Origin of the sequence: Bacillus sp. SRB3LM, assembly GCF_015712745.1 — a bacterium.
GTDB classification, from domain to species: Bacteria; Bacillota; Bacilli; order Bacillales; family Bacillaceae_G; genus Bacillus_A; species Bacillus_A thuringiensis_K.
On the sequence record NZ_VWVQ01000006.1, the window covers coordinates 1 to 11,983 of the forward strand.

An 11,983-nucleotide genomic window follows, 5' to 3' on the forward strand; every position below is an offset into this window, starting at 1 on the left:
CGTTCCCATACCGAACACGGAAGTTAAGCTCTCTAGCGCCGATGGTAGTTGGGACCTTGTCCCTGTGAGAGTAGGACGTCGCCAAGCAACTAAACACGAGTCAAATGACTCGTGTTTTTTCGTATTTTCTTTTATAATCCATAGTAATTAAAAAAATGTGCTTAAATAATTACTATTTTGATTAAATGCAGGGGAATGTGGCTAGGATAGTGAATAAGCAAAAGAGTTGCAAATTTTATTAATACGTATATAATTAAAGTCAAAGATAGTCAAAGTCAATAAAGGTGGCGGATAAATGAGAAATATATCTGATATCATTGAGCAATATCTAAAGCAAGTTATTGACTTAAGTAATAATAATGTGATTGAAATCAAAAGAAATGAGATTGCGGATCGCTTCGAGTGCGTACCATCTCAAATCAATTATGTAATCAATACCCGTTTTACATTAGAAAGAGGATTTGTAGTAGAAAGTAAACGTGGTGGAGGAGGTTACATTCGCATTATAAAAGTCAAACTGCATGATGATATAGACATTATTGATCAAATGCTTCATATGATTGATCATAGCGTTGCACAAGGGAATGCAGAGAGTATGATTATACGTTTATTAGAAGAGGGAATTATAACAGGCCGTGAAGCAAAACTAATGTTAAGTGTACTAGATCGTTCTGTATTATCAATGGATATTCCTTCTCGAGATGAACTTAGGGCTCGAATATTATGCGCAATGTTAAGAACACTGAAATATAAATAAATACAGCTTTTGTAAAAGAATGATAATTAAGATAGGGCAGTTAAATATTGTAGAAGTTTTGAAAAAGAGCATGTACTTTTATCTAAATGGATTAAGGAAAGAGGACAATCTAGTAATGTATGAAAAGTATCATGAGGTAGATCGTTCCTGTTGTAAAGGTGGGGATATTGATGACTTGTCAAAACTGTAATATAAGACCAGCAACTTTACATTATACAAAAGTAATCAACGAGAAGAAGGCGGAAGTTCATCTTTGTGAGCAATGTGCAGAGCAAAGTGGCTATACGTCTTTCTTTCAATCATCACAGTCTAACTTTTCATTTCATGATGTATTTGCTGGTTTATTACACGGTGAATCAACAATGTTTGGAGAAGGAAAAAACGGGTTTTCAAATACAAATACAGTAAGATGTCCAGGTTGTAAGATGACATATGAACATTTTACAAAGGTGGGACGCTTTGGTTGTGCTTCTTGTTACGATACATTTAAAGGACACTTAAACCCATTGTTAAAGCGACTTCATGGTGGACATACAGAACATTGTGGAAAAATTCCGGAACGAATGGAAGGAAATATCCACTTAAAGAAAGAATTAGATGAACTAAAACTTATTCTGAAACAATATGTACAGAATGAGGAGTTTGAGAAAGCTGCTGAGGTAAGAGATGAAATTCGAGGGCTTGAAACTCAGCTTAGTGAGCATAGAGAGGGGGAGTAGTTCTATGTCACTGGACAAAATTATGAATGAAGCGATTAGTCCATGGATGAAGGGGGATGGCCCTGATTCTGATATTGTTTTAAGTAGTCGAATTCGTTTGGCTCGTAATTTTAAGCAATATCAATTTTCTACTATGCAAAACGAAGAGGAAGCTCAAAAGGTTCAAGAATTATTTAAAAAGAAATTTATAAATAAAGCGGTAGAGCCCTTTGGGAAGTTTGGACTATTAAAAATGAATGAATTAACTCCTCTTCAAAGGAGAGTTTTAGTTGAAAAGCATTTAATTAGTCCAAATCTAGCAGGGACTGAATATGGAGCATGTCTGTTATCAGAAAGCGAACACATTAGTGTGATGCTTAATGAGGAAGACCACATTAGGATTCAGTGCCTATTTCCAGGACTACAGTTATCAAAGGCGCTTCAAAGCGCCAATCAAATAGATAATTGGATTGAAAAAGAGGTTGAATATGCTTTTGATGAATCACTTGGATATATTACGAGTTGTCCTACTAACGTTGGTACAGGATTAAGAGCTTCTGTAATGATTCATTTACCAGGGCTGGTTTTAACAAAAAGAATTAGCCGTATTATACAAGTAATTCAAAAATTAGGTTTAGTAGTAAGAGGAATATACGGTGAAGGTAGCGAAGCGTTAGGTAATATATTTCAAGTATCAAATCAAATGACGCTAGGGAAATCCGAAGAAGATATTATTGCAGATTTAAAGAGTGTCATGCAGCAAATCATACAACAAGAAAAATTGGCCAGAGAATTAATTGTACAAAATTCGAGTATTGAGCTTGAAGATAAGGTTTATCGTTCTTACGGTATACTAGCAAACAGTCGTTTAATTCAATCTGCAGAAGCGGCAACTTGCTTATCGGATGTACGACTCGGTATTGATCTAGGATATATAAAAGGTATATCGAGAAATATTTTGACTGAGCTAATGGTTCTTACGCAACCTGGTATTTTACAACAATATGCAGGAGGACCTTTAGGACCAGAAGAAAGAGATTATCGAAGAGCAACCTTAATCCGTGAGCGATTACGTATTGAAAAAAACTAAGCGCAAGTAGGAGGCGATTTCTATGATGTTTGGAAGATTTACAGAAAGAGCACAGAAAGTATTAGCTTTATCTCAAGAGGAAGCAATTCGCATTGGGCATAATAACATTGGAACAGAACATATTTTACTTGGGCTTGTACGCGAAGGTGAAGGAATTGCAGCAAAAGCGTTAATTGCTCTTGGATTGAGCCCGGAGAAAGTGCAAAAAGAGGTAGAAGCGTTAATTGGACGTGGAACAGAAGCTTCTCAAACTGTACATTATACACCTCGTGCTAAAAAAGTTATTGAATTGTCTATGGATGAAGCGCGTAAGCTAGGACATTCTTACGTTGGAACAGAACATATTTTACTTGGCTTAATCCGTGAAGGTGAAGGTGTAGCGGCACGTGTATTAAATAATTTAGGTGTAAGCCTCAATAAAGCAAGACAACAAGTGTTACAACTTCTTGGAAGTAACGAAGCAAGTTCAGGTCACCAAGGTGGTTCATCGACAAATGCAAATACACCGACACTAGACAGTTTAGCGCGCGACTTAACAGTTGTTGCACGTGAGAATCGTTTGGATCCTGTTATTGGACGTAGTAAAGAAATTCAACGTGTAATTGAAGTGTTAAGCCGTAGAACAAAAAACAATCCAGTGTTAATTGGAGAGCCTGGTGTAGGTAAAACAGCAATTGCTGAAGGGTTAGCACAGCAAATCGTAAATAATGAAGTTCCTGAAACGTTAAGAGATAAGCGTGTTATGACACTAGATATGGGAACAGTGGTAGCTGGGACGAAATATCGTGGTGAGTTTGAAGATCGTTTAAAGAAAGTAATGGATGAAATACGTCAAGCAGGGAATATTATTCTATTTATTGATGAACTTCATACATTAATCGGTGCAGGTGGAGCAGAAGGTGCAATCGATGCATCAAATATTTTAAAACCATCTTTAGCACGCGGAGAATTACAATGTATTGGTGCGACAACTTTAGATGAGTATCGTAAATATATTGAAAAGGATGCAGCTTTAGAGAGACGTTTCCAGCCAATTCATGTTGATGAGCCGAGTCTAGAAGAATCAACTCAAATCTTGAAAGGTTTACGCGATCGTTATGAGGCCCATCACCGTGTGTCTATTACAGATGATGCAATTGATGCAGCTGTGAAACTTTCCGATCGTTATATTACGGATCGTTTCTTACCAGATAAAGCAATTGATTTAATTGATGAAGCTGCTTCAAAGGTTCGCTTACGTTCTTATACAACACCACCAAACTTAAAAGAGCTTGAAGTGAAGCTTGAGGAAATTCGAAAAGAAAAAGATGCGGCTGTACAAAGTCAAGAGTTTGAAAAGGCTGCTTCCTTACGTGATATGGAACAACGCTTACGTGAGAAATTGGAAGATACAAAGCGTCAGTGGAAAGAACAACAAGGAAAAGAAAATTCAGAGGTTACGGTAGAAGATATTGCAAATGTCGTTTCTACATGGACACGTATCCCTGTTTCTAAACTTGCACAAACAGAGACTGATAAATTATTAAACTTAGAATCCATTCTTCATGATCGTGTCATCGGCCAGGATGAAGCGGTAGTGGCTGTAGCGAAAGCTGTTCGTCGTGCAAGAGCAGGACTGAAAGATCCGAAACGTCCAATTGGTTCATTTATTTTCTTAGGACCAACAGGTGTAGGTAAAACAGAATTAGCAAGAGCATTGGCAGAATCTATGTTCGGTGATGAGGATGCAATGATTCGCATTGATATGTCTGAGTATATGGAGAAACATTCAACTTCTCGCTTAGTTGGTTCTCCTCCAGGATATGTTGGGTATGAAGAAGGCGGACAATTAACAGAGAAGGTTCGTCGTAAGCCGTATTCAGTTGTCCTATTAGATGAAGTAGAGAAGGCGCATCCTGATGTATTTAATATTTTACTACAGGTATTGGAAGATGGTCGTTTAACTGATTCTAAAGGACGTACAGTTGACTTCCGTAATACGATTGTTATTATGACGTCTAACGTTGGTGCTGAGGCGTTAAAACGTAACAAACATCTTGGATTTAACGTACAAGATGAAAGCCGTGATTATTCGGATATGAAAGGTAAAGTAATGGATGAGCTGAAAAAGGCATTTCGTCCAGAATTCTTAAACCGTATTGATGAAATTATCGTATTCCATATGCTTGAGAAAAAACATATTCAAGAAATTGTGACTCTTATGGTAAATCAGTTAGTGAATCGCTTAAAAGAACAAGAAATTGAATTGCAATTAACAGAAGGGGCGATTGCAGCTATTGCTGATAAAGGGTTTGATCGTGAATATGGTGCTCGTCCACTACGTAGAGCAATTCAGAAGCATGTAGAGGATAGACTATCGGAAGAACTTTTAAAAGGTGCTATTGAGAAAGGACAAAAAGTTATCTTTGATGTAGAAGGGGAAACATTTGTCATTCATAGTGCTGAAAAGGTAAAATAAGTATAGACAAACTAAGAGGGCTACGAGATAGCCCTCTTTCTTGTACGAGAAGGTCAAATGTTTATAGATGAAAGCGAAGTGAAATATAAAAAGATATGGCTAAAAAGAAAACAAAATTCACATGTCAAGAGTGTGGTTATCAATCACCAAAATATATGGGTAAATGTCCAGGGTGTGGTCAATGGAATTCGCTTGTTGAAGAGATGGAACCAGTTGTATCATCCAGACGCCTAAATTATGCAAATGCAATTCAAACAGAAGTAACAAAACCAAGACGTCTTACAGAAGTAGAAACAAAGTCTGAGGCACGTATTGAAACAAAATTTCAGGAGTTTAACCGTGTACTAGGTGGCGGAATTGTAGATGGATCTTTAGTACTTATTGGTGGGGACCCTGGGATTGGAAAATCAACGTTATTATTACAGATTTCCTCGCAATTAGCAGATGCTTCATATGATGTATTGTATATATCAGGTGAGGAGTCAGCAAAGCAGATTAAACTTCGTGCAGATCGTTTACATGTAAATGGTAGTAATCTATTTGTTGTATCAGAGACAGATTTACAGCGTATTGCAGCACATATTGAAGAGATGAATCCTGCTTTTGTTGTTATTGATTCTATTCAAACGATACATTTACCTGAGGTGACATCAGCTCCTGGTAGTGTGGCGCAAGTACGTGAATGTACAGCAGAATTAATGAAACTTGCAAAAACAAAGGGAATCCCAATTTTCATCGTAGGGCATGTGACAAAAGAAGGTGCAATTGCGGGACCGCGTATGCTAGAACATATGGTCGATGCAGTTCTTTACTTTGAAGGAGATCGACACCATACATATCGTATTTTACGAGCTGTAAAGAATCGTTTTGGTTCTACGAATGAAATGGGTATCTTTGAAATGAAAGAACTTGGCCTTGCAGAAGTCTTAAATCCTTCTGAGATTTTCCTTGAGGAAAGACCAGTTGGAGTTGCAGGTTCAACAGTAGTTGCCTCAATGGAAGGAACAAGACCAGTTTTAGTAGAAATACAGGCATTAATTTCCCCTACTAGTTTTGGAAACCCTCGAAGAATGGCGACAGGAATTGATCATAATCGTGTCTCGCTTATTATGGCGGTACTAGAGAAAAGAACAGGTTTACTATTACAAAATCAAGATGCGTATTTAAAAGTAGCAGGTGGTTTGAAATTAGACGAACCGGCAATTGATTTAGCTGTTGCCTTAAGTATAGCTTCAAGTTTTAGAGATAAATCTACGGCACCAACTGATGCGGTAATAGGAGAAGTTGGATTAACTGGAGAAATAAGAAGAGTATCAAGAATCGAACAACGTGTACAAGAAGCAGCTAAATTAGGATTTCAACGTGCTATCATTCCTAGAAAAAATTTAGGGGGGTGGACAATTCCAGAGGGGATTGAGGTTGTAGGTGTTTCTAATTTAGGAGAAGCGCTTCGTTTGACATTAGGAGGCTAGGCTATGGAAGAAAACAAGCAACGTGTCAAAAGTATAATTAATATTTTACAGCTCGTGGCCCCGGGAACACCACTGCGCGAAGGGATAGATAATGTACTTCGCGCACAAACAGGGGGACTAATTGTTCTTGGGTATAATGAGCAGATTAAAAGCATTGTTGATGGTGGTTTTCATATTAATTGCGCATTCTCTCCTGCTAGTTTATATGAATTAGCAAAAATGGATGGAGCACTTATTTTAAATGAAACTGGAAGTAAAATTTTAATTGCAAACGCACAGTTAGTTCCGGATTCATCTATTGATTCTATTGAAACAGGTATGCGTCACCGAACAGCAGAGCGTGTAGCAAAGCAGACGGGCAGCCTTGTTGTGGCCATTTCACAAAGACGTAATGTAATTACGCTATATCAAGGGAACTTACGTTATACATTAAAAGATATAGGTGTCATTTTAACAAAAGCAAATCAAGCAATTCAAACGCTAGAAAAATATAAGGCTGTATGGAATGACGGCATTACGAATTTGGGTATTCTAGAATTTGAAGAGGTCGTTACAATGTCCGAGGTGGTTCACGTTTTACATAGTGTTGAAATGGTGCTGCGTATAAAAAATGAAATATTGAGCTATATTCATGAGTTAGGAACAGAAGGTAGGTTAATTCGTTTACAGCTTACAGAATTACTAGCTGATTTAGAGGCAGAGGCAGCATTGTTAATTAAAGATTATCACCAGGAGAAAACACAAGACCATCATCAAATCTTGAAAAAGTTACAAGATCTTGCAAATACACAACTTTTAGAGGATAGTGATTTAGTTAAATTACTTGGCTATCCAGGACAAACAAGTTTAGAAGAAAGTGTGACACCTAGAGGGTATCGAATTACAAGCAAGATTTCTCGTGTTCCGCCACTTATTATAGAGAATTTAATTAATCGATTTAAAACATTGCAAGGTGTTTGCCGAGCAACTATTAATGAATTGGATGATGTGGAAGGAATTGGAGAAGTGAGAGCGAAGAAAATACGAGAAGGTCTAAAAAGAATTCAAGAGCATCTCTATATGAGTAGACACAATTAAGAATATTACATTGATTCTATAATATAACGACACTAGAACATTTTTGGTATATGATATGATATATTGGTAAATAAAACTATTTACAAAAAAACACGTCCGCTTTTGCATTCGGCGTTTTGATTAGCGAAACAATGGTTAATAATGAGTAGGAGGTGGTTGGATGTTAAAACGGATTGTACAGCTCTTCTTTTTAGTAATCGGGGGAGCGTTAGGGATTTACTTAATCCCAAAAATTATTAATGTATTAGATATCGGTGCGGTTCCTTTGTTGGAAGGATCGTATGTTCGTGCAATTATTGGTGCAATTATTTTATTTTTAACAACATTTTGGCTTGTAGATTATATTGTTCAACTTATTAAGCATATTGAAGAGGCTCTTGTAAAGGCGCCTGTAGCAGATGTTTTATTTGGTACATTAGGATTAATCTCTGGTCTTATTGTTGCATATTTAATTTTGATACCAATTCGTGAATTTACAATTCCAGTTATTAGTACGGTGTTGCAAGTGTTCTTCACCCTTTTACTTGGATATTTAGGATTCCAAGTAGGATTTAAAAAGAGGAATGAATTGCTAGGATTATTTACATTACCCCAACGCGGAGGTAAGAAGAAAAACAATAGTGAGAATGAAGAGGTAGAGGTCGAAGCGGAAAAATCTACGACTCATTGGAAAATTCTCGATACGAGTGTAATTATTGACGGACGTATTGCAGATATTTGCCAAACAAAGTTTTTAGAAGGAACAATTGTCATTCCGCAATTCGTATTAGAAGAGCTTCAGCATATTGCCGATTCTTCAGATGCTTTAAAGCGTAATCGTGGCCGCAGAGGACTAGACATTTTAAATCGTATTCAAAAGGAGATGCCAATTCCGGTAGAAATTTATGAAGGCGATTTCGATGATATCCAAGAAGTAGATAGCAAGCTTGTAAAGTTGGCAAAAATCACTGGTGGAACTGTAGTAACAAACGATTTCAATTTAAACAAAGTTTCTGAATTACAAGGGGTTACGGTGTTAAACATTAATGATTTAGCTAATGCGATTAAACCAGTCGTACTCCCTGGTGAAGAATTAAGTGTTTATGTTGTGAAAGATGGTAAAGAACAAAATCAAGGTGTTGCATACTTAGATGATGGTACGATGATTGTAGTAGAAGATGGTAGAGAGTATGTGGGTTCACAACTTGACGTACTTGTTACTAGCGTATTACAAACATCGGCTGGTCGTATGATTTTCGCAAAACGTAAATTGCTAGAAAAAGCATTATAAGTAGAGGATTATTAATATGTATACATTAATTATTCCGGCAGCGGGCCAAGGAAAACGAATGGGTGCTGGTAAAAATAAGTTATTTTTACTTATAGATGAAGTACCAATTATTGTGCACACATTGCGTGCTTTTGAAAAAGATAAAGCGTGCAAAAGTATTATTATGGCAATTAACGAAGAGGAACGCCCGTATTTTGAAGAGTTAATGCAGAAGTACCAGATTGAAAAGCACGTACAATTTATTCAGGGTGGAGCCGAAAGACAAGATAGCGTATATAACGCACTTCAGTATGCGAGTGGTGTCGAATATGTTCTTGTGCATGACGGGGCGCGCCCGTTCGTAACGAATAAAGTGATTCGCGATGTATTAACTGCAGCAGAAAAATATGGAGCTTCCATTTGTGCAGTGCCAGTAAAAGATACTGTTAAGAAAGTAGAGCGGGGTGTTGTTGTAGAAACGGTAGAGCGATCTCAACTTAACGCTGTACAAACACCACAAGGATTCTCTGTTTCTCTTTTGCTAGAAGCTCATAGAAGCGCAAAGCAAAGTTGTTTTCTTGGCACAGATGATGCAAGTCTCGTAGAACGTGTTGGGAAGCAAGTAGGTGTAGTAGAGGGGAGTTACTATAATATTAAAGTGACGACTCCGGAAGATCTATTAATTGCTGAAAGTTTCCTACGTGTTCAGAAGAAATAACGTTGATGATGTGTTAATAAAGAAAAGCTCGGCAACAGCCGGGCTTTTCTTTATAAGGATAGCGATATAATATAGAGTCATAAAGCTCAGTAGTTTAGCTTAAGGAGGAAGTAAGGATGTTTCGAATTGGACAAGGTTTTGATGTACATGAATTTGCGGAAGGGCGCCCGTTGATTATCGGTGGAATTACAATTCCACACGAGAAAGGATTAATCGGTCATTCAGATGCAGATGTATTGTTACATACGATTGCTGATGCATGTTTAGGTGCGATTGCAGCAGGAGATATCGGAAAGCATTTTCCTGATACAGACCCAGCTTTTAAAGATGCAGATTCAGCTGTATTGTTACAAAAAGTTTGGGAATTTGTACGTGAACAAGGTTATGAGTTAGGAAATTTAGATTGTACAATTATTGCTCAAAAACCAAAAATGGCACCACATATTGAGAGCATGCGTAAGCGCATTAGTGAACTGTTAGAAACGTCTATCGATAACATTAATGTAAAGGCAACAACAACAGAAAAATTAGGATTTACAGGTAGAGAAGAAGGGATTGCTTCTCAAGCAGTTGTTTTATTACAGAAAAAATAATGGTTTTTAATTCGTAAGATGGATAATCACATTTTTTTGGTGTACAATTATAGAATGTGTTGACATTAAGAATGGAAGGTGTACCAATTATGGAAAAGCAAGTGAGAGTACGCTACGCGCCAAGTCCAACAGGACACTTACATATCGGAAATGCGCGTACGGCATTATTTAATTATTTATTTGCTCGTCATTTAGATGGCAAGTTTATTATTCGTATTGAAGATACTGATGTAAAACGTAACGTGGCTGGTGGAGAAGAAAGCCAATTAAAATACTTGAAATGGCTCGGTATGGACTGGGATGAAGGTGTTGATGTTGGTGGTGAATTTGGACCATATCGCCAAACAGAGCGTTTAGATATTTATAAAAAATTATATGAAGATTTATTAGAGCGTGGTTTAGCTTATAAATGTTATATGACAGAAGAAGAGCTTGAAGCAGAGCGTGAAGGACAAATCGCTCGCGGTGAAACACCTCGTTACGCAGGTAACCACCGTGAATTAACTGCAGAACAAGTGAAAGAATTTGAAGCTGAGGGACGTATTCCAAGTATTCGCTTCCGTGTACCAGCTGATCGTGACTACACATTCAAAGATATTGTAAAAGATGAAGTTGCGTTCCATTCAAATGATTTCGGTGATTTTGTTATTGTGAAAAAAGATGGAATTCCAACTTATAACTTTGCAGTAGCAGTAGATGATCATCTAATGGAAATTACACATGTACTTCGTGGTGATGATCATATTTCAAATACACCGAAACAAATGATGATTTATGAAGCTTTCGGCTGGGATATTCCACAATTCGGTCATATGACTCTAATTGTTAATGAAAGTCGTAAAAAGTTAAGTAAGCGTGATGAATCTATTATTCAATTTATTGAGCAATATAAAGAGCTTGGGTATCTTCCAGAAGCAATCTTTAACTTTATTGCACTACTAGGTTGGTCTCCGGTAGGAGAAGAAGAAATCTTCTCTAAAGATGAGTTTATCAAAATGTTCGATGCAGCTCGTTTATCAAAATCACCTGCATTATTTGATTCTCAAAAACTAAAATGGATGAACAACCAGTATATGAAAAAGCAAGATTTAGATACGGTTGTAGAGTTAAGCTTACCGCATTTAGTGAAAGCTGGACGTGTGGGAGAAACTTTAAGCGAACAAGACCAAGCTTGGATTCGTGATGTAATTGCTTTATACCATGAACAAATGAGTTTTGGAGCTGAAATTGTAGAGCTTTCTGAAATGTTCTTTAAAGATCATGTTGATTATGAAGAAGAAGGACAAGAAGTATTAAATGGTGAACAAGTACCTGAAGTACTTCGTGCATTTGCTGGTCAAATAGAAGCTCTAGAAGCAATGGAGCCAGCAGCAATTAAGGCAGCGATTAAAGCAGTTCAAAAGGAAACAGGACATAAAGGTAAAAATTTATTTATGCCAATCCGTGTTGCAACTACAGGACAAACGCATGGTCCAGAGCTTCCGAATGCTATTGCACTTCTTGGAAAAGAAAAAGTTTTAAATCGTCTTCAAAAAGTAATTGGTTAACATTTTCTAGATTTAGAAATATAATAAGTATACCTAAAACCTAATAAGGAAAAGCGACGAGAAGGAGAAGTAGAAAATCAGGCTTTTTACAGAGAGAACCACCTTTAGGCTGGGAGTGGTTTATAAGCGGATTTTTGAAATGCCCCTTCGAGTCTTCTGCTGAACAGCGAATTGCTTCGTGGGATGTCTTAGGCCGCAAAGTAAGCAGAAGCGGTGTACACCGTTATCATGGATGAGTTTGAGGCTTTTTTAAGCCTAAACAGAGTGGAACCGCGCTTAAAAGGCGTCTCTGTCAATATGACAGAGACGCCTTTTTTTTATACC

10 protein-coding genes, 1 rRNA gene and 1 other annotated feature are annotated in these 11,983 nt (G+C 37.2%); all 11 genes read left to right on the forward strand.

The window, feature by feature from the left end:
- Window positions 1-87 (forward strand): 5S ribosomal RNA (rrf, locus tag F3I02_RS04295); the annotation flags it as partial.
- Between the two features lie 208 nt (window positions 88-295).
- On the forward strand, window positions 296-757 hold the full coding sequence (gene ctsR / locus F3I02_RS04300) for a transcriptional regulator CtsR (protein WP_001244565.1): 462 nt from the start codon (window positions 296-298) through the stop codon (window positions 755-757).
- 170 nt (window positions 758-927) lie between these two features.
- Window positions 928-1,476 carry a protein-arginine kinase activator protein McsA gene (mcsA, locus tag F3I02_RS04305; RefSeq protein WP_000128402.1) on the forward strand — a complete coding sequence of 183 codons (549 nt, stop codon included), beginning with the start codon at window positions 928-930 and terminating at the stop codon, window positions 1,474-1,476.
- Window positions 1,477-1,480: 4 nt separating this feature from the next.
- Complete coding sequence (gene mcsB / locus F3I02_RS04310) at window positions 1,481-2,545, forward strand: protein-arginine kinase McsB (protein ID WP_000050842.1); 1,065 nt, start codon at window positions 1,481-1,483, stop codon at window positions 2,543-2,545.
- Between the two features lie 22 nt (window positions 2,546-2,567).
- On the forward strand, window positions 2,568-5,003 hold the full coding sequence (gene clpC, locus F3I02_RS04315) for an ATP-dependent protease ATP-binding subunit ClpC (RefSeq protein WP_000971184.1): 2,436 nt from the start codon (window positions 2,568-2,570) through the stop codon (window positions 5,001-5,003).
- A 95-nt stretch (window positions 5,004-5,098) separates the two neighbouring features.
- A complete protein-coding gene (gene radA, locus F3I02_RS04320) occupies window positions 5,099-6,475 on the forward strand; it encodes a DNA repair protein RadA (protein ID WP_001085202.1) in 1,377 nt (458 codons plus the stop codon).
- Window positions 6,476-6,478: 3 nt separating this feature from the next.
- A complete protein-coding gene (gene disA, locus F3I02_RS04325; RefSeq protein ID WP_000392158.1) occupies window positions 6,479-7,552 on the forward strand; it encodes a DNA integrity scanning diadenylate cyclase DisA in 1,074 nt (357 codons plus the stop codon).
- A gap of 160 nt (window positions 7,553-7,712) precedes the next feature.
- Entirely contained in the window at window positions 7,713-8,822 is a 1,110-nt protein-coding gene (locus tag F3I02_RS04330; protein WP_000919677.1) for a PIN/TRAM domain-containing protein, read from the forward strand.
- A 16-nt stretch (window positions 8,823-8,838) separates the two neighbouring features.
- Window positions 8,839-9,519 carry a 2-C-methyl-D-erythritol 4-phosphate cytidylyltransferase gene (gene ispD, locus F3I02_RS04335; RefSeq protein ID WP_000288285.1) on the forward strand — a complete coding sequence of 227 codons (681 nt, stop codon included), beginning with the start codon at window positions 8,839-8,841 and terminating at the stop codon, window positions 9,517-9,519.
- A gap of 116 nt (window positions 9,520-9,635) precedes the next feature.
- Window positions 9,636-10,112, forward strand: coding sequence for a 2-C-methyl-D-erythritol 2,4-cyclodiphosphate synthase (ispF, locus tag F3I02_RS04340; RefSeq protein ID WP_000488386.1), 477 nt, complete (start codon window positions 9,636-9,638; stop codon window positions 10,110-10,112).
- A gap of 89 nt (window positions 10,113-10,201) precedes the next feature.
- Window positions 10,202-11,659: a glutamate--tRNA ligase gene (gene gltX, locus F3I02_RS04345; protein ID WP_000415142.1), complete on the forward strand. Its 1,458-nt coding sequence runs from the start codon at window positions 10,202-10,204 to the stop codon at window positions 11,657-11,659.
- A gap of 47 nt (window positions 11,660-11,706) precedes the next feature.
- Window positions 11,707-11,953: a binding site (T-box leader), on the forward strand.
- Window positions 11,954-11,983: the final 30 nt, after the last annotated feature.